The following is a 19,057-nucleotide window of genomic DNA, read 5'->3' on the forward strand; positions in this document are numbered from 1 at the left end:
ATGGCCTCGACCTCCGGCGGACGGCCGGGACCCGGCGGTTCCCGCGGCGGCGGACGCCGCGGCGGTGACGCGCGGCGTGACGGCTCCGGCGAGGGCGGCCGCAGGGCGCGCTCGACCGGCAGCACGTCGGCCCGTCGCGGAGCCACGGCGTCGCGCTCGGCCGCCCGGGGCTCGGCCTCGCGGGGCACGGGGCCGCTGATCCCCGCCCCACGGGTGGGCGAGCCGATGGTGCGCCGGCGTCTGATGCTCGCGCTGATGGGCGGTGCCGCCGTCACCCTGGGCGGCCGCCTGGTGTGGGTGCAGGGCCTGGATGCGAGCGCGCGTGCCGCCGAGGCCGTCGACCAGCGCGAGGTGGACAGGACGATCGCCGCCCTGCGTGGCGAGATCGTGGACCGCAACGGCGCCGTGCTCGCCCGCAGCGTCGAGCGCTACGACCTGTGGGTGAACCAGATGCAGGTCAGCGACTTCGAGCCCGACGACGAGGAGCTCGGCACCGGGGTGAAGGCTGCCGCGAAGGTCCTCTCGCCCCTGCTGGACTGGGACATGGACGAGGCCGAGAAGCAGCTCACGGGTGACCGTGGGTTCGTGTACCTGCGCAAGAACGTCGAGCCCGACGTGCGTGAGGCCGTGATGAGCCAGAAGATCCCCGGCATCGGCTCCGACCGCGTCTCCCAGCGCGTGTACCCGGCCGGGAAGATCGGCGCCAACGTGATCGGCTTCGTCGGCGGAGACGGCAAGTCGCTGGGCGGCGCGGAGCTGATGTACGACGAGAACCTGCGGGGGACCGACGGCAAGACGAGCTACCAGCGCGGCGCGGGCGGTCAGGTCATCCCGACCGCCAAGCAGACCACCAAGGAGGCCGTCGACGGCGACGACCTGGTGCTCACGATCGACGAGAACCTGCAGTGGAAGGCGCAGGAGGTCCTCGCCGACACCGTCAAGAAGTTCAACGCCGATGCCGGCAGCGCCGTGATCTACAACGTCCGCACCGGTGAGCTGCTCGCCCTCGCGGACTACCCGACCTTCGACCCCAACGAGTTCGGCAAGACCCCGGCCGATCAGCTGGGCAACCAGTCGCTGTCCAACGTCTTCGAGCCCGGCTCGACGGGCAAGCTGCTGACGGTCGCGTGCGCCCTGGAGAAGGGCAAGGTGACACCGAAGTCGGAGTACACCATCCCGTACACGATGGATTTCGACGGCAACCGCATCAAGGACTCGCACCACCACGAGACCCAGCGCCTGACCCTCGCGGGAGTGCTCAAGGAGAGCTCGAACGTCGGCACCGTGCAGATCGCCAGGACGGTCACCAACGAGGAGCGCTACTCGACCCTCAAGGCCTTCGGCATCGGCGAGAAGACCGGGATCGGCCTGCCGGGGGAGTCCGGCGGCATCCTGCACCCCGTCTCCGACTGGCACGGGCGGATGGCGTACACCATCGCCTTCGGCCAGGGCTACAGCGTCACCCCGATCCAGATGACCGCCGCCATCGGCGCCTTCGGCAACGACGGTGTGCGCATGCAGCCCACGGTCGTCGCCGGCACCCGCGACGAGAACGGCGTGATCACCGCCGCCACCACCGCCAAGGGCGTGCGCGCCTGCTCGAGCGACACGGCACGCACGGTCCGCGCCCTGATGGACAACGACGTCGACGACGACGAGGAGTCCAACGCCGCGGTCCCCAACTATGCCGTGGGCGGCAAGACCGGTACCGCCGAGAGCGGCGCCGGGTACACCGCCTCCTTCATCGGGATGGCACCGATCGACGACCCCGAGATCGCCGTCGGCGTGTTCGTCTACGGCCTGAAGACCTTCCTCTCGGGCAACACCGTCTCGGCGCCCGCCTTCTCCGAGATCATGCAGTACACGCTGCAGTCCCAGGGGATCGCCCCCACCGGGAAGAAGGGACGCACGCTGGAGGACGAATGGTGACCCCGGCCGAGGGGACCGAGGGCGCGCCTGGCGCCGAGGAGGTCGTCCCTCCCCGTCCACGTCGGGCCGCGGGCCTGTCCGCCGGGGACCTCGCGCGTCTGCTCGACGCCGAGGTCGTCGGGCCTGTCACCGAGGAGGCGCTGCAGGGCGCGACCCTCGACTCCCGCAGCGTGCGCCCCGGGGACCTCTACTGCGCGCTGCCGGGCGCCCGCACCCACGGCGCCCGCTTCGCCGGACAGGCCGCGGAGGCCGGCGCCCTCGCCGCGCTCACCGATCCCGTCGGCGCCCAGGAATGCGTGCGCGCCGGCCTGACGGCGCTGGTCCTGGACGATCCGCGGACCGCGACCGCCGCGGCCGCCGCCGAGGTCTACGGCCGGCCCGCCCAGCAGCTCACGACGATCGGCGTCACCGGCACCAACGGCAAGACCTCGGTGACCACGATGCTCCAGCGCGCCCTGCTCGAGCTCGCCGTGCCCGTCGGGATGATCGGCACCAGCGGCACCGAGTACCACGACGGCGACGGGCGGGACGTCCGCATCGGCACCGTGCGCACCACCCCCGAGGCCCCGGACGTGCAGGGGATCCTCGCGCGGATGCTCGAGGACGACGTCGCGGTGTGCGCGATGGAGGTCTCCAGCCACGCGATGGTCCTGCACCGTGCCGACGAGATCCTGTTCGACGTCGCGTGCTTCACCAACCTCTCGCAGGACCACCTGGACTTCCATCCCACGATGGAGGACTACTTCCGCGCCAAGGCCTCCCTGTTCGCGCCCGAGCACGCGCGCCGCGGCGTGGTCTGCGTCGACGACGAGTGGGGAGCGCGCCTGGCGGGAGAGGCGCGGATCCCCGTGACGACTTTCACGACCGACCCGCGTCGCGAGGCGGACGTCGTCGTGGAGCAGGTCGAAGCCTCCGGATTCGGCAGCGACTTCACGGTGCGCATGCCCGGTGGGGAGCGCCATCGTCTGAGCTCGCAGATCCCCGGGATGCCCTACGTCGCCAACACGGTCGCGGTGATGCTGCTGCTCGCCGCGATCGGGCACGACGGTGAGCACGTGCGCGAGACCGTCTCCCGAGCAGGCGTGGTGCCCGGCCGCATGGAGCTGGTCGCCGAGCACCCGGTGCGCGGCGTCGTGGACTTCTCCCACACCGAGGATGCGCTCGCGAAGACCCTCGCCACGCTGCGCGCCGTGCCCGGCACCCGGCGCCTGATCGCCGTGATCGGCGCGGGCGGGGACCGGGACCGGGGCAAGCGCCCTCACATGGGCGCCGTCGCCGCGGACCTCGCGGATGTCGTGATCATCACCGATGACAACCCGCGCAGCGAGGATCCTGCCTCGATCCGTGAGCAGGTGCGTGCGGGGATCGATGGGTCGACCACGGCTGATGTCCACGTCGTCGCAGGTCGGGAGAACGCGATCGATCTCGCCTGCGAGCTCGCGGACGTGGGCGACACCATCCTGCTCGCCGGCAAGGGCGCGGAGAAGGGGCAGACGATCGGCGATACAGTCCTTCCGTTCGACGACCGCGTGCAGCTGCGCAGACGCCTCGCCGGGTCCGACGCGGCCCCTGCAGCTCGCGGGGCCGACAGCCCCACGCCTCGAGATGATGAAGGACTCTGAATGCTCGCCATCACAGCCCAGGAGATCGCTGAGCTCACCGACGGTGAGCTGATCGGGGGTGCCCTCGGGTCCGAGCGCGTGAGCGGGAGGGCCCGCATCGACTCCCGCGACATCGAGACGGGCGACCTCTTCGCCGCCTTCCACGGGGAGAACACCGACGGGCACCGCTTCGTCACCACCGCACGCGATGCCGGCGCCGCGCTCGCCCTGGTCACCGACGAGGTCGACGTCCCCGCCGTGCGCGTCGCCGATGTCGAGAAGGCCCTCTCCGACCTCGCCCGGGCACAGCTCGAGCGGGCACGCAGCGAGCGCGAGGACCTCCTCGTGGTCGCCCTGACCGGGAGCGCCGGCAAGACCGGCACCAAGGACCTGCTGGGGTCGCTGCTCGGTGAGCTCGGTCCGACGATCGCCCCGGCCGGCAGCTTCAACAACGAGCTCGGCCTGCCCCTGACCGTGCTCTCGCTGACCACGGAGACCCGTTTCCTGGTCCTCGAGATGGGCGCCCGGGGGATCGGCCACATCGCCCATCTGACGAGCATCGCCAGGCCCGACATCTCCCTCGTGCTCAACGTGGGTACCGCCCACCTGGGCGAGTTCGGCTCGGTGGACGCGATCGCCCGCGCGAAGGGCGAGATCATCGAGGCGCTCCTGCCCACCGGACGCGCGGTGCTCAACGCCGACGACGCCCGCGTGGCGGGAATGGCCTCCCGCACCGAGGCCCCCGTGACGACCTGGGGTCAGGCCGCCGGGGACGTCCGCATCCAGGACCTCCGCCTGGACGACGACGCCCACGCCCGCCTCACCCTCTCCGTCCCCGAGGGACTCACCCGCCTCGACGGCAGCACCGTCCCTGCCGAGACCCGCGAGATCACCCTCGCGCTGCTGGGCGAGCACCAGGCGCTGAACGCCGTGGCCGCGACGACCGCCGCCCTGCTGGCCGGGATGGACCTGGCCGACGTGGCCCGCGTGCTGCCCACCCTGAAGCCCCTCTCCGGCCAGCGCATGGAGGCCGTCCACGCCGCGGGCGACGTCCTGATCCTCAACGACGCCTACAACGCCAATCCCGATTCGATGCGCCAGGCGCTCAAGACGCTCGCCCATCTGGGTCGCACCCGTCGCACCATCGCCGTCCTCGGCGAGATGCTCGAGCTGGGCGAGGACTCGCTGCGGCTGCACGACGAGGTCGGGCGCCTCGCGGTGCGCCTGAACATCTCGCACCTGATCGCCGTGGGCCCGGGAGCGATGCCCATCCATCGCGGTGCCTGCCTGGAGGGGAGCTTCGGGGAGGAGTCCGAGGACGTCCCCGACCTCGACGTCGCGCTCGCGCGTCTGACCGAGTACATCGAGCCCGGCGACGTGGTGCTCCTGAAGTCCTCCCGCGACTCCGGGCTGCGCACCCTCGCCGAGCCTCTCCGCGACGCCCTGGCGGGTCGCGGGGACCTCGGTGATCGAGGGGACGCCGCAGGCATGACAGACTTCTCGCGCGGCCCCGATGCGGGCGAGGACCCGACAACGGCCACGAGCACGGGCGGCGACGTCCGAGGGGGGACGGCATGATCGCGATCATCATCGCGGGCGGCATCGCGCTGCTCCTGGCGGGAGCCGGCACGCCGCTGTACATCCGGATGCTGGTCAAGCGCCGTTACGGGCAGTTCATCCGTGACGACGGACCCACCTCGCACTCCACCAAGCGCGGGACGCCCACCATGGGCGGAGTCGCGATCATCCTCGCGGTGCTCGTGGGGTACGCGGTCGCGCACCTGCTGACACAGCAGCCCCCGACCGCCTCCGGCCTGCTGGTGCTGTTCCTGATGACGGGCCTGGGCATCGTCGGCTTCCTCGACGACTTCATCAAGATCTCGCGCCAGCGCAGCCTGGGGCTGCGTGCGTACCAGAAGCTCATCGGCCAGTTCGCGATCGCGACCACCTTCGCCGTGCTCGCGCTGGTATTCAAGAGCCCTCAGGGGAACACCCCTGCCAGCACCCGGCTCTCCTTCGTGCGCGACCTGCCGTGGCTGGACCTCGCCTTCGCGGGAACCGCCGTCGGCTTCGTGCTCTTCGCGATCTGGGCGAACTTCCTGGTCGCCGCGTGGTCCAACGGCGTGAACCTGACCGACGGACTCGACGGTCTCGCCACCGGCGCCACCATCATCTTCGCCGGCGTCTACCTGGTGATCTCCTTCTGGCAGTGGCGCCAGACCTGCTCCGCGGGGCATCTGATGCTCGACTCAGCGCACTGCTACAGCGCCCGCGACCCGCTGGACACCGCGATCATCGCGGCCGCGATCGGCGGCGCCTGCATCGGCTTCCTGTGGTGGAACACCTCGCCCGCGAAGATCTTCATGGGCGACACCGGCTCGCTGGCCCTCGGCGGCGCGCTCGCGGGGCTCACCATCGTCTCGCGCACGGAGCTGCTGGGCGCGATCATCGGCGGGCTGTTCGTGATCATCTCGCTCTCGGTGATCATCCAGGTCACGAGCTTCAAACTGACGCGAAAGCGCGTCTTCCGCATGGCGCCGCTGCAGCACCACTTCGAGCTCAAGGGCTGGAACGAGGTCACCATCGTGGTCCGCTTCTGGATCATCGCCGGTGTCCTCGGCGCCGCGGGTCTGGGGCTGTTCTACCTCGACGCACTGCCGGGGCTCGCCCCGTGACCTCGGCACCGCAGAGCACGAACGACGCCGCGGCCCCCGTGCAGGACCGCCCCTGGCCCGGACTGGACGTCGCGGGCGTGCGCATCCTCGTCACCGGCTTCGGGGTCTCCGGCTACGCCGTGGCGGACCAGACCATGCAGCGCGGGGCGAGCGTGGTGGTGGTCGACGCCGCCGACACCCCCCGCAACCGCGAGCAGGCGCGCATCCTCGAGGTCTTCGACGTCGAGGTCCGGCTCGGCGCCGAGCACACCCGCGCCCTGCCGACCGACGTCGACGTCGACCTGGTCGTCACCTCGCCGGGCTGGCGCGCGGATCAGCCGCTGCTGGCCGAGGCCGCGGTCGCGGGGATCCCGATCTGGAGCGAGGTGGAGCTGGCCCGGCGCATGCAGGCTCCGGACGGGCCCGCCCGGCTCGGAGTCACCGGCACCAACGGCAAGACCACCGTGGTCACGATGCTCGAGACCATCCTGCGCGAGGCCGGACTGCGAGCAGTCGCCTGCGGCAACGTCGGTCTGCCCGTGATCGAGGCGGCGCTGGACCCCGAGGGCTTCGACGTCCTCGCCGTCGAGCTCTCCAGCTTCCAGCTGCACTGGACGCAGCACGTGGACTGCGAGTCCGCCGTCGTGCTCAACATCAGCGAGGACCACCTCGACTGGCACGGCGGTCTCGAGGCCTACGCCCAGGCCAAGGGGAAGATCTACGACGGGGCGCGCGTCGGCTGCGTGTACAACACGGCCGACGACCTCACCCGCCGGCTCGTGGAGGACGCGGACGTGACCGAGGGCGCCCGCGCCATCGGCATCACTCTGGGGTCCCCGGGGCCGTCCGAGCTCGGCATCGTCGACGGTCTGCTCGTGGACCGCGCCTTCGTCGAGGACCGGCACCGTCAAGCCGCCGAGCTCGCCTCGCTCGAGGACCTGGCACACCTGGGCCCCCACGGGGCCCCACCACACGTGGTGTTCAACGCGCTCGCCGCCGCGGCTCTGGCCCGCGGCCACGGCGTCGACCAGGCGGCTGTCCGGGACGGCCTGCGCGCCTTCCACGCGGGCAGCCACCGCAGCGAACTGGTGGCCGACTCCGGCGGCATCGCCTTCGTCGACGACTCCAAGGCCACCAACCCCGACGCCGCCCTGGCCGCGCTGCGCGGGGTGGAGAGCGTGGTCTGGATCGCCGGGGGAGACACCAAGGGGGCCGACGTCGACGCCCTCGTCGCCGAGGCCGCATCCCGCCTGCGAGGCGTGGTCCTGATCGGGGTCGACGACACCGCCTTCCGCGATGCGCTCGCCCGACACGCCCCCGCAATACCGATCGAGCGCATCGACGCGGGTGACACTGAGGACGCCGAAGGACGTGCCCGGATGATGCGGGCGGCCGTCGCCGCGGCGGCCGGCCTGGCGCAGGAGGGGGACGTGGTGCTGCTCGCACCCGCCGCCGCCTCCATCGATCAGTTCACCGACTACGCCGAACGAGGAGACCTGTTCGCCGCCGCAGCCCGAGCCCGGGAGGACTCGACGAAGGAGACCGCATGACCACGCAGCAGACCCCCCGCAGGGCACCTGCTGTCGTGCGGCCCGACGAGGAGCGACCGTTGGGCGACGTCGGCGGACGCGTCCGCAACGGTCTCGGCGACTGGGGGCGCTCCCCGGTGCTGGACTTCTACGGGCTGATCTGCGTGGGAGCGCTGCTCATCGGCACCGGCCTGGTGATGGTGCTCTCGAGCAGCTCCGTGGTCAGCATCGCCAAGGGCGAGTCGCCGTTCGCGGGCCTGGTGAACCAGGGACGCTTCGCCCTCATCGGCTTCGTGGGCCTGATGATCGCAGCCTGCCTCCCACCCTCCCTCTACCGACGCTTCGCCTGGGGCCTGCTGGTCCTCGGGATCCTCCTGCAGTGCCTGGTGCACGTGCCGGGACTCAGCCACGCCGCCGGCGGCAACACGAACTGGATCCGGATCGGGAGTCTGAGCCTGCAGCCCTCCGAGCTGCTCAAGCTGGCTCTCGCCGTCTGGCTCGGCGCCATCCTCGCCAAGAAGCGTCCGCTGCTGCACCGGACCGTCCAGCTGATCGTCCCCGTCGTGCCCGTGATCGTGATGGCCCTGGGCCTCGTGCTCCTGGGCAAGGACCTCGGCACCGTGATGATCATGGCGATGCTCGTCGCCGGGGCCCTGTGGGTCGGGGGCGTGCCGCGGCGCTGGTTCGTCGCCGGAGGCTCGGTCGGCGTGGCGCTGGTCATCGTCTTCGCCGTCACCAGCGCCAACCGCATGGCGCGCATCGGCAACTGGATCCACGGCACCTGCCAGGGCGACTCCTGCCTGCAGTCCGATCAGGCTCTGATGGGGCTCGCCGAAGGCGGTTGGTGGGGCGTCACGTTGGGCGAGTCCCGACAGAAGTGGGGCCGCCTGCCCGCCGCCCAGGACGACTACATCTTCGCGATCATCGGCGAGGAGCTCGGGCTCGTGGGCACCCTCGGCGTGCTGATGCTCTTCAGCCTCCTCGGCGTGATCCTGTTCCGCATGATCACGCGGGCGCAGGACCCCTTCATCCAGATCACCATCGGCGGGGTGGGGGCCTGGCTGCTGGGGCAGGCCTTCGTGAACATGATGGTCGTCACCGGCATGCTGCCCGTGCTCGGTGTGCCGCTGCCCTTCATCTCCTCGGGCGGATCGGCCCTGGTCGCCTCGATGCTGGCCCTGGGGATGCTGATCTCCTTCGCGCGTCACGAGCCCGGGGCCCAGGAGGCGCTCAGCTCGCGGGTCGGCGTCATGCGGCGGACCCTCGCCGTGATCCCGGCATCCCGCGGTGAGCGGTCCGGTGGCCGCAAGCGGCGGCGCCGCAGCGCCAAGAAGGCCCGCGGTTCCGCGGGCTCGCAGGAAGCCGGATCCGCCCCTGCGCGCTCGCGCTCCACGAAGAATCGGGCGAGCCGCGGCCGCCCGTCAGGGTCGGGATCGTCATCGTCCGGCTCGACGGCCCAGCGCACCGCGAAGACGCGCAGGTCCGGGCCGGGGGCCGCGGGGTCCCGGGCCTCCGGGTCGCGCGCCGCATCAGGGGCTGCCGCCCGCACATCCGACAGAGGGGGACGGACCCGACGATGACCGCACCGACGACGAGCGCACCGACGATCCTGCTCGCGGGCGGAGGCACCGCCGGTCACGTCTCACCGCTGCTGGCGACCGCCGCGGCACTGCGCACCCTCGCCCCCGAGGCCGACGTCCTCGCCCTGGGCACCGCGGACGGTCTCGAGGCGGACCTCGTCCCGGCTGCCGGCATCGAGCTGGTCACGATCGAGAAGGTCCCCTTCCCGCGGCGCCCGAACGGCGCCGCTCTGCGTTTCCCGGGACGGTTCGCCGGCACCCTGCGCGAGGTGCGGTCCCTGCTGCGGGACCGGGAGGTCGATGCCGTCTGCGGCTTCGGCGGCTACGTCTGCCCTCCCGCCTACCTCGCCTCTGCCTCGGCGAAGGTCCCCCGCCTGCTGCACGAGGCGAACCGTCGTCCCGGTCTGGCCAACAAGCTGGGCGCGCGAGGCGCGGCCGGTGTCCTCACCGCCTTCGAGCACACCCCGCTGCCCCACGCCCACCGCATCGGGATGCCGATGCGCGAGGGCATCGCCGGCCTGGACCGCGCCGCCCGCCGCACCGAGGCCGTCCGGGCAGCGGGCCTGGACCCGAGCAAGCCCGTGCTGCTGGTCACGGGCGGCTCGCTGGGAGCCCAGCACCTCAACGAGGTCGTCGTCGCGAGCGCCCCGACGGTGCTCGAGGCCGGGGGCCAGATCCTGCACGTGACCGGCCGCGGCAAGACCGAGGTGGGTGCCGCGCTGGCGGGGCACGAGGGCTACCGCCTGCTCGAGTACGTGGGCGCCATGGAGGACGCCTACGCCGCCGCCGACCTCGCCCTCACCCGGTCCGGGGCCGGGACCGTCAGCGAGCTCACGGCCGTCGGACTGCCCTCCGTGTTCGTGCCGCTCCCGGTGGGCAACGGCGAGCAGGCGCTGAACGGCGAGGAGGTTGTCGACGCCGGGGGCGCTCTGATGATCGCCGACGCCGACCTCGACCGGTCGGTCATGACCGACACCGTGCTCCCGCTGCTGCTGGACGCGGATCGGCTGCGCACGATGTCCGAGGCCTCCCGTGCTTTCGGCATCACCGACGCCGCCGAGCGTCTGGCCCGTCTGGTGCTGGCCGCCGCCTCCCATCGGTGACCCCGGCCCGCTCGGGGTGCGCTGGACCACGGGTGGACGGGACGCACGGAGTGCCTCCGGGAGGCTGTGAGCGGCGCCGGTTACGGTGAGGCCATGAGCACGACCGCGAGCCCCGCAGAGCCGGACGATCTGCCCCAGGAGGTGCGCACGATTCTCCGCCCCGGTGCCGTGGTCACCCAGGCCGCCTGGCCCGACGGACCCGTGCGCTCGATCCACGTGATCCGCATCGGCGGCGCAGGGATGTCGGCCGTCGCCCGGCTCGCGCTCGAGGCGGGACTGCAGGTGAGCGGCTCCGATTCCCAGGACGGCCAGTTCATCGGACCGCTGCGCGAGGCCGGAGCGCAGATCGGCATCGGCTTCGACGAGACGCTGCTCCCCCCCGATGTCGACGTCGTCGTGGTCTCCACCGCGGTGCGCGCGGACAACGTGGAGGTGCTCGCCGCCCACCGCCGGGGCATCCCCGTGGTCCACCGTGCCGCCGCCCTCGCAGGTCTGCTCCAGGACCGGACGGTTCTCGCGATCGCGGGGACCCACGGCAAGACCTCCACCACCGCGATGGCCGCCCTGGCCCTGCGCGGAGCGGGGGAGGACCCGGCCTGGGCGCTCGGCGCCGCCGTGCCGGACCTGGGGCGCAACGCCGGGCTCTCCGCCGCGGCAGGGAACCCGGTCGGCACGCCGTCGAGCAGCCGAGCCGCCGCCGTGGAGGCCGACGAGTCCGACGGCTCCTTCCTCGCCTTCGCGCCGACGGCCCTGGTGGTCACCAACCTCGAGGCCGATCATCTCGACTTCCACGGCGACGAGCCCACGCTGGTCGCCGCCTTCGATGCGCTCACCCGGCGACTCGGGCCGGACGGCACCCTGGTGGTCTGCGCCGACGATCCCGGAGCCGCGGCGCTCGGGGAGCGGGCCGGCGGGGGAGCCGCCCGGGTGCAGACCTACGGCCGCTCCGCCGGTGCCGACTGGCGCCTGCTCGAGGAGGACACCGCTCCCGAGGGCACCCACGCCCGACTGGCCTCGCCCGTGGGCGAGATCGAGCTGGACCTCCACGTCACCGGCCACCACAACGTCCTGAACGCGATGGGTGCCCTGGCCGGAGCGGCCGCCCTGCTCGGTCTCGCCGCTCCGGAACAGGACCACGACGCGGCCGGCGAGGAGCACGACGTCGAGGCCGCGGGAACGGTGCGCGAGCTGGCAGCGGGCATCGGCCCGTTCACCGGTGCGTCGCGCCGCTTCGACCTGCGGGGCGTCGCGGGAGGGGTGCCGGTCTTCGACGACTACGCGCACCATCCCCGCGAGGTCGAGGCCACCATCGATGCGGCCCGCGGCATCGTCGGCCCCGAGGGGCGCGTCCTCGTGGTCTTCCAGCCCCACCTGTTCTCCCGCACACGGAACTTCGCACCCGAGTTCGCGCACGCGCTGGGACGGGCCGACGAGAGCTGGGTGATGCCGATCTACGCCGCTCGTGAGGACCCCGACCCCACCGTCACGGCGAGCACCGTCACCGAGCGCGCCGAGGCCGGCGCCCTCTTGCATCCCCTCGAGGATCGCAGCGAGGTCGGCCCGGCCCTCGCCTCCGTCGCCCGCGACGGGGACGTGGTGCTGATGCTGGGCGCCGGGGACATCAACGAGGTGACCCCCGATGTCCTCGTCGCCCTGGAGGAGGACCGGTGATGGCACGCCGCCCGGCACCGCCGCGCACCCCGTCGGCCTCTCGTCCGGGCTCCTCCCGGCCCGCCGACCCCCGCTCCCGCGGCACCGAGCAGGCCCGGAGCGCGGACGCGAAGCAGCCGGCGGCCTCCGCCGACACCCGCACGAGCGCCGCGGATCCGCGCAAGGACTCGCCCGGCCGCAGCGACCGTGCGCGCTCGGGATCCCGGCCCCCGACGGAGATCCCGGCCTCCCGCGGCGGCGAGGACCAGGACCGCGACCAGGACCCCCGCCCGGCCCGCAGGACGACTCATCGACCCGCGGGGGAGACGCGTCGTCGGACGACGACGGAGCAGAGCTCGCAGACGGCATCGGACGAGGGGTCCGAGCAGGGCGCACCCGGTGCGCGGGGCCGCGTCGTCCAGGCGGCGGACCGCTTCGGGGACCTGCTGCGCACCCGACCCTGGCGGCGCCGACGCCGGGCGATCGTCCTCAGCGGCATCGTCACCGTGCTGGTGGTGATCGCGCTGCTCGTCGTCGCGATCACGATCCCGCCGCTGCGCGTGCACGGAGTGAGCGTCGAGGGCACCTCCTACGTGCGCGCCAAGACCGTGAACGAAGCCGCGTCCGATCAGCTCGACCACAGCATGCTGCTGGTGCGCTCGGGAAGCGTGGAGCAGGAGGTCGAGAAGGTGCCCGGGGTCAAGGAGGCGAAGGTCTCCAAGCGCTGGCCCTCGACCCTCGGCGTGGAGATCACCGAGCGCGCGCCGATCGCCTCGGTCGCGTCGAAGGACGGATCCACGAAAATCCTCGACGCCGACGGCGTCGTCCTCCCGAAGGCCGCGGGCAAGGGCGAGGACCTCATCCCGATGAAGGTCGCGGGCAAGGGCGACCCCGCCTCCGTCTCCCGCGCGATGCTCGGGGTGCTCGGCTCCCTGCCCGAGGACATGCGCTCGTCGGTCACGGGGATCAAGGCCTCCTCGCCCGACGACGTCACCCTGAGCGTGGACGTGAAGGGGACGAAGAAGACCATCGTGTGGGGCAATGCCGACGACAGCGCTCTGAAGGCGAAGGTCGCGAGGACCCTGCTCGACCAGCCCGGCAGCGAGATCGACGTCACCAGTCCGGTCGCGCCCGTCACCCGCTGATCGCGGCCGGTCGACAACCCCTCACGACGCCCGCGACACGCCGCGACACGCGCGGGCCGGTCGTTGCGCGCATGGGGCCTCGTCCATAGCGTCGAGATAAGGGATGAGAGCGGTGAAGTCCCAACCTCAAGTCGAGGTCGAGGGTCAGGGTTCGCGGACTCAACCCCTCTCTCATCAGCACGAGTACGACAAGAGCAAGGACTCGAACGTGGCCGGATCCCAGAATTATCTCGCTGTCATCAAGGTCGTCGGTATCGGCGGCGGTGGTGTCAACGCCGTCAACCGCATGATCGAGTCCGGCCTCAAGGGCGTCGAGTTCATCGCGATCAACACCGATGCCCAGGCGCTGCTCATGTCGGACGCCGACGTGAAGCTCGACGTGGGCAAGGAGATCACCCGCGGTCTCGGCGCGGGCGCCGACCCCGAGGTCGGCCGCAAGGCCGCCGAGGACCACGGCGAGGAGATCGAGGAGGTCCTGCGCGGGGCCGACATGGTCTTCGTGACCGCCGGTGAGGGCGGCGGCACGGGCACCGGCGGCGCGCCGGTCGTCGCCAAGATCGCCCGCAGCCTCGGCGCGCTGACCATCGGCGTGGTCACCCGCCCCTTCACCTTCGAGGGCCGTCGCCGCTCGAGCCAGGCGGAGTCCGGCATCGAGGCGCTGCAGTCCGAGGTGGACACGCTGATCGTGATCCCCAACGACCGTCTGCTCTCGATCGCCGACAAGCAGGTCTCCATGCTCGACGCGTTCAAGAGCGCCGACCAGGTGCTGCTCTCGGGCGTCCAGGGCATCACCGACCTGATCACCACACCGGGTCTGATCAACCTCGACTTCGCGGACGTGAAGTCCGTGATGCAGGGGGCGGGAAGCGCCCTGATGGGCATCGGCTCGTCCCGTGGGGACGATCGCGCCCTGCAGGCTGCCGAGCTCGCCGTCTCCAGCCCGCTGCTCGAGGCCTCCATCGACGGTGCCTACGGCGTGCTGCTGTCCATCCAGGGCGGCAGCGACCTCGGCCTGTACGAGGTCTCCGAGGCGGCGCGCCTGGTGCAGGAGGCCGCGCACCCCGACGCGAACATCATCTTCGGCTCCGTGATCGACGACGCCCTGGGCGACGAGGTGCGCGTGACCGTGATCGCGGCCGGCTTCGAGGGCGGCGGACCCACCCCGCGCAGCGAGTCCTCGCCGCTCGCGCGGCCCGAGCGGGCCACTCGCCAGGAGGGTGCGAACCGCGCCCTGGGTGCGGGCCGCGGGGCGAGTGCCTCGAGCGCCCCCTCGCGTCCGGAGCCGCGTCCGGCACGGTCGGCGGACTCCGCCTCGGCGGCGCCGGCGACCAGCGGAGGCTGGGGCGTGCCCCAGCAGAGCTTCGCCCCCTCCCAGCAGGAGGCCCAGGGCGGCTTCCACGGCGAGAGCACGGATCCGGCCGACTCTGAGCAGGAGGCTCCGCAGCAGGCGCAGCCGTTCTCCCAGCAGGGTCAGGATCCCCAGGGCCAGGCCTTCGGGGACGCACGCGGCGCCCAGCCCGTGCAGCCGGCACCGGTGCAGCGTCAGCCCTCCCCGGTGCAGCCGCCCCGCGTGGAGGAGCCCCCGGCCGATGACGACGACCTGGATCTTCCCTCCTTCCTGAAGTGACGATCCGGCCGTGACATCTCCACGGCCGTCGGCCGTTCACGGTGCCCGGGTCCCGCAGCTGCGCGGGGCCCGGGCACTGTTCAGCGCGCGCGAGGGCGGCGTCTCCGTGCCGCCCTTCGCGTCCCTGAACCTCGCCCACCACGTCGGCGACGACCCGTCGGCGGTCGAGCGGAACCGTGAGGTCCTCGCCGGGGCGATGGGAGCGCCGCTCGTCTTCGTCGACCAGGTGCATTCCGATCGTGTGCACGTGCCCGACCCGGGCGCTCCCGGGCCGGTCACGGCCGACGCGCTGGTCACCGATCGGGAGGACGTGGCCCTCGCGATCATGGTCGCGGACTGCCTGCCGGTGCTGCTGAGCGATCCGGCGGCGGGCGTCGTCGGGGCCGCGCACGCCGGGCGTGCGGGGCTCCTGGGCGGCGTCCTCGAGAACACCCTCGCCCGAATGGTCGACCTCGGTGGCCGTCCCGAGCGTCTCGAGGTCACGATCGGTCCCGGCATCTGCGGTGCCTGCTACGAGGTCCCGGAGCAGATGCGCGAGGAGGCCCGTGCCGTGAACGAAGCGACCTGGACCACGACGCGGGCGGGGACGCCGGGCCTGGACCTGCGAGCCGGTGCGGTCGAGGTCCTGGTCGGGCAGGGCGTCCCGCGGGCGAGCATCGACGACGACCACCCGTGCACCCTCGAGGACCCGGCCTTCTTCTCCTATCGCGGGCAGGAACGCACGGGACGCTTCGCCGGCGTGATCCGACGGGCGACCGCCGAGCGCGACTGAAGGGCGAGGCGTCCCGAGGACGGACGCGCTGAACAGGCGACACGCCACGACACGCCGCACACGTCCGTTGCCGCGCCGGGGTGCTCGGGTAGGTTCTTCACCAGGGCTCCCGCGCACTCCCCGTGCTTCCCCGGAGCCCTTGACCACCAGCAGCGGACACGAATGCACCGGGAGAGCACCATGGGAGCCTGGCATAACGCGATGGTCGCGCTCGGCCTCGCCAACGAGATCGATGACGACTACTACGAGGACGAGGCGGTTCGCCGCGACGAGTCCGCGCCGGTGCGCCGCACCGATCGCGCCGTCGAGCCCACCCACGAGCGGGAGGCGCAGGTGACCCCGATCCGCCAGCGCCAGAGCAACGTGGTGGCCGTGAGCCATCCGTCGGAGGATTCGATGCAGCGCATCACCACCATCCACCCGCGCTCGTACAACGACGCCAAGGCCATCGGCGAGTCCTTCCGTGACGGCGTCCCGGTGATCGTGAACCTCAGCGACATGCAGGACGGCGACGCCAAGCGCATGGTCGACTTCTGCGCCGGCCTCGTCTTCGGACTCCGCGGCAGCATCGAGCGCATCACGGGGAAGGTCTTCCTGCTCTCCCCGGAGTTCGTCGAGGTGGACGGCGACTCCACCACGGACGAGGGCAGTTTCTACAACCAGAGCTGAGTGCCCGGTGGCGCTGATCGCATCGATCCTGTACCTCGCGCTGCTGCTGTACACGCTGGTCCTGCTGGCACGCCTCGTGCTGGACTGGATCCGTGCCTACGCGCGGGACTTCCGTCCGCGCGGGCTGGTACTGCTGCTGTTCGAGCTCGTCTTCACGCTCACGGACCCGCCGGTGCATTTCCTGCGTCGGCTGATCCCGCCGTTGCGGCTGGGTGCCGTGTCCCTGGATCTCAGCCTGCTGGTCCTGCTGCTGGTGTGCTCGCTGCTGCTGAGGATCCTGGGTCGCATGGCCCTGTGAGGTCCGTGCTTGTGAGCCCTGTCCACATGTGACCGGTCTGCTCCCCGACCTGGCCGTCCCTGCCCGTGGAATCCGCTAGGCTGTCCTGCAGCTGCGTAGCGCGGCGCGCCACCACTAGACGTACGAGAAGGTGACCCATGGCTCTCATGCCCGAGGACCTGGAGAACAAGCGGTTCACCCCGGTTCGGTTCTCCGAAGGCTATGACATGGACGAGGTCGACAACTACCTCGACCTCGAGGTGCTTCCGCGCCTGCAGGAGCTGATCGACGAGAACTCGCGGCTGACCAAGGAGCTCGAGGAGGCGCACAACCGCGTCGCCGAGCTCGAGAACGCCGCCCAGGAGTCCGAGGCCACCGCCGGTGCCGCGGGCGCAGGCGCGGGTGCCGCCGGATCAAGCGTCGCGGCCGAGACCGACACGGCCGACGCGGACGAGACCGTCGTCGCCGGTTCCGAGCAGGCCGCCGCCGAGCCCGAGAGCGGGACCACCGCGGCCGTCGCCGACACCTCGGCCGACGCCACCGCCGTCGAGGGCGAGAGCACCGAGGGCTCCGCACCGACCGGCTCCGCGCCGACCAGCGAGGCCGCCGTCCCGGTGCAGGACGGGGACCAGTCCGCCGCCGGCATCATCGCGCTGGCCAACCGCCTGCACGACGAGTACGTGCGCAACGGCGAGGACGAGCGCGACCGCCTCATCTCCGAGGCCAACGCGGAGCACAAGCGCATCGTCACCGAGGCGGAGGAGAAGTCCCGCACCACGCTCGCGGACCTCGAGACCCAGAAGGGCGACCTCGAGAAGTCCATCGAGAAGCTGCGGACCTTCGAGCGCGACTACCGCAGCCGCCTGCGCAACTACCTCGAGAACCAGCTGCAGGAGCTCGAGACCAGCGAGACCCAGGACAAGCAAGCCAACTTCGGCCTGTGAGCCAGAAGGCCTCTGCATCGGCGACCGCCGGACCGCATCGGTCCGGCGGTCGCCGCCGTTCGAGCCGGGCACGCCTCCCCGCAGCCGGCGCCCTGTCGGTCCTCGGGGTCGTCGCCGTCGTGATCCTGGTCGTCGACCTGCTGACGAAGCAGTGGGCCGAATCCACCCTCGAGGTGGGGCTGCAGCGGCCGCTGATCGGCGATCTGCTGCAGCTGAATCTGCTGTACAACTCCGGAGCGGCATGGGGGATGGGCGCGGGCATCACGCCCGTCGTCACCAGCGTGCAGATCGTGATCGCGATCGGCGTGATCGTCTTCGCGGTGCGCTCCGTGCGCTCGCCCTGGTACGCGATCGCCCTCGGGCTGGTGCTGGGCGGAGCGCTCGGCAACATCCACGACCGCCTGCTGCGGGCCCCGGGCCCCTTCACCGGCTGGGTCGTGGACTTCCTCGAACTGCCGCACTGGCCGATCTTCAACGTCGCCGACATGGGCGTCACCACCGGCGCGGTCCTCGTGGTGCTGCTCGGACTGCTCGGACGGCCCGCCGATCCCACGGCCGTCACCGAGCGCGAGGCGACCTCCGGGACGGACCACGACGAGACGGAGCCACCGCGATGAGCCAGCAGCGCACCCTGCCGGTCCCCGAGGGCCTCGCGGGGGAGAGGGTCGACGTCGGCATCGCCCGTCTGTTCGGGCTCTCCCGCACCCGGGCCGCGGATCTCGTCACCGCGGGCGAGGTCGAGGTGGACGGTTCCGCCCCCGCCCGCTCGACCCGCCTCGAGCCCGGCGCGATGCTCACCGTGCACATCCCCGACGAGGCGCCCGCCGTCCGCGTGCGCCCCAGCATCGTCGAGGGCATGGAGCTCGTGCACGTCGACGACGACATCGTCGTGATCGACAAGCCCGTCGGCGTCGCCGCCCACCCCAGCCCGGGCTGGAACGGCCCGACGGTCCTCGGCCACCTCGCGGGCGCCGGCGTCAGCATCCGCACCACCGGGGATCCCGAGCGCCAGGGCATCGTCTCGCGCCTGGACGTGGGCACCAGCGGCCTGATGGTCGTCGCCCGCACCGAGCGTGCCTACACCACCCTCAAGGACGCCTTCCGTGCCCGTCAGGTCGCCAAGAGCTACCACGCGCTGTGCCAGGGGCACCCGGTGCCGCCCCAGGGCACCATCGACGCGCCCATCGGCCGCGCCCCGACCCATCACTTCAAGTTCGCCGTGGTCGATTCCGGCAAGGCCTCGGTCACCCACTACGACGTGATCGAGGAGCTGCCCGGTGCGGCCCTGTGCGCGGTCAAGCTCGAGACCGGCCGCACCCATCAGATCCGCGTGCACTTCTCGGCCATGCACCACCCGCTGGTCGGGGACCCCATGTACGGCTCGGACCCGACCGTCGCGGCCCGCCTGGACCTCACTCGGCAGTGGCTGCACGCCATGGAGCTCTCCTTCGTCCATCCCGGCAGCGGCGAGCAGGTGACCTACACCTCGCACTATCCCGCGGACCTCCAGCACGCCCTGGACGCGCTGCGCGAGACCGCCTGAGCGGTGTGCCGCACTGCGCCCCCGCCCGGTCGGG

The 19,057-nt window shown here is 72.0% G+C and carries 16 protein-coding genes; all 16 read left to right on the top strand.

What is annotated here, in order from left to right; genetic code table 11:
* Positions 1 to 1,929: a peptidoglycan D,D-transpeptidase FtsI family protein gene (locus tag DEO23_RS07685; protein WP_240613280.1), complete on the top strand. Its 1,929-nt coding sequence runs from the start codon at positions 1 to 3 to the stop codon at positions 1,927 to 1,929.
* A complete protein-coding gene (locus DEO23_RS07690) occupies positions 1,926 to 3,551 on the top strand; it encodes a UDP-N-acetylmuramoyl-L-alanyl-D-glutamate--2,6-diaminopimelate ligase (protein ID WP_240613281.1) in 1,626 nt (541 codons plus the stop codon). Before DEO23_RS07685 ends, DEO23_RS07690 begins: the two co-directional genes overlap by 4 nt.
* A complete protein-coding gene (locus DEO23_RS07695; RefSeq protein WP_109275383.1) occupies positions 3,552 to 5,108 on the top strand; it encodes a UDP-N-acetylmuramoyl-tripeptide--D-alanyl-D-alanine ligase in 1,557 nt (518 codons plus the stop codon). It abuts the gene before it with no gap.
* The gene (gene mraY, locus DEO23_RS07700) at positions 5,105 to 6,205 is read left to right on the top strand and encodes a phospho-N-acetylmuramoyl-pentapeptide-transferase (protein WP_109275384.1); all 1,101 of its coding nucleotides are present in this window, start codon (positions 5,105 to 5,107) and stop codon (positions 6,203 to 6,205) included. The genes DEO23_RS07695 and mraY overlap by 4 nt, the downstream gene beginning before the upstream one ends.
* Positions 6,202 to 7,734, top strand: coding sequence for a UDP-N-acetylmuramoyl-L-alanine--D-glutamate ligase (gene murD / locus DEO23_RS07705; protein ID WP_109275385.1), 1,533 nt, complete (start codon positions 6,202 to 6,204; stop codon positions 7,732 to 7,734). Before mraY ends, murD begins: the two co-directional genes overlap by 4 nt.
* The gene (locus DEO23_RS07710; RefSeq protein ID WP_109275386.1) at positions 7,731 to 9,293 is read left to right on the top strand and encodes a peptidoglycan glycosyltransferase FtsW; all 1,563 of its coding nucleotides are present in this window, start codon (positions 7,731 to 7,733) and stop codon (positions 9,291 to 9,293) included. The genes murD and DEO23_RS07710 overlap by 4 nt, the downstream gene beginning before the upstream one ends.
* Positions 9,290 to 10,396, top strand: coding sequence for a UDP-N-acetylglucosamine--N-acetylmuramyl-(pentapeptide) pyrophosphoryl-undecaprenol N-acetylglucosamine transferase (locus DEO23_RS07715; RefSeq protein ID WP_109275387.1), 1,107 nt, complete (start codon positions 9,290 to 9,292; stop codon positions 10,394 to 10,396). The genes DEO23_RS07710 and DEO23_RS07715 overlap by 4 nt, the downstream gene beginning before the upstream one ends.
* A 93-nt stretch (positions 10,397 to 10,489) precedes the next feature.
* Entirely contained in the window at positions 10,490 to 12,067 is a 1,578-nt protein-coding gene (murC, locus tag DEO23_RS07720) for a UDP-N-acetylmuramate--L-alanine ligase (RefSeq protein WP_109275388.1), read from the top strand.
* Entirely contained in the window at positions 12,067 to 13,191 is a 1,125-nt protein-coding gene (locus tag DEO23_RS07725; protein ID WP_109275389.1) for a cell division protein FtsQ/DivIB, read from the top strand. The genes murC and DEO23_RS07725 overlap by 1 nt, the downstream gene beginning before the upstream one ends.
* Before the next feature lie 208 nt (positions 13,192 to 13,399).
* Positions 13,400 to 14,818, top strand: a complete 1,419-nt coding sequence (gene ftsZ, locus DEO23_RS07730; RefSeq protein WP_109275390.1) for a cell division protein FtsZ — start codon at positions 13,400 to 13,402, stop codon at positions 14,816 to 14,818.
* A gap of 10 nt (positions 14,819 to 14,828) precedes the next feature.
* Entirely contained in the window at positions 14,829 to 15,590 is a 762-nt protein-coding gene (gene pgeF, locus DEO23_RS07735; RefSeq protein ID WP_109275391.1) for a peptidoglycan editing factor PgeF, read from the top strand.
* Between the two features lie 180 nt (positions 15,591 to 15,770).
* Positions 15,771 to 16,259: a cell division protein SepF gene (locus tag DEO23_RS07740; protein ID WP_109275654.1), complete on the top strand. Its 489-nt coding sequence runs from the start codon at positions 15,771 to 15,773 to the stop codon at positions 16,257 to 16,259.
* Between the two features lie 7 nt (positions 16,260 to 16,266).
* Positions 16,267 to 16,557 (top strand): YggT family protein, encoded by a 291-nt coding sequence (locus DEO23_RS07745; protein ID WP_109275392.1) that lies wholly within the window; start codon positions 16,267 to 16,269, stop codon positions 16,555 to 16,557.
* Between the two features lie 137 nt (positions 16,558 to 16,694).
* On the top strand, positions 16,695 to 17,480 hold the full coding sequence (locus DEO23_RS07750; RefSeq protein ID WP_109275393.1) for a DivIVA domain-containing protein: 786 nt from the start codon (positions 16,695 to 16,697) through the stop codon (positions 17,478 to 17,480).
* Entirely contained in the window at positions 17,477 to 18,097 is a 621-nt protein-coding gene (gene lspA / locus DEO23_RS07755; protein WP_165831762.1) for a signal peptidase II, read from the top strand. The genes DEO23_RS07750 and lspA overlap by 4 nt, the downstream gene beginning before the upstream one ends.
* Positions 18,094 to 19,023 carry an RluA family pseudouridine synthase gene (locus DEO23_RS07760; RefSeq protein ID WP_109275394.1) on the top strand — a complete coding sequence of 310 codons (930 nt, stop codon included), beginning with the start codon at positions 18,094 to 18,096 and terminating at the stop codon, positions 19,021 to 19,023. The genes lspA and DEO23_RS07760 overlap by 4 nt, the downstream gene beginning before the upstream one ends.
* Positions 19,024 to 19,057 lie beyond the last annotated feature (34 nt).

It is taken from the genome of Brachybacterium endophyticum (assembly GCF_003130585.1).
GTDB classification, from domain to species: domain Bacteria; phylum Actinomycetota; class Actinomycetes; order Actinomycetales; family Dermabacteraceae; genus Brachybacterium; species Brachybacterium endophyticum.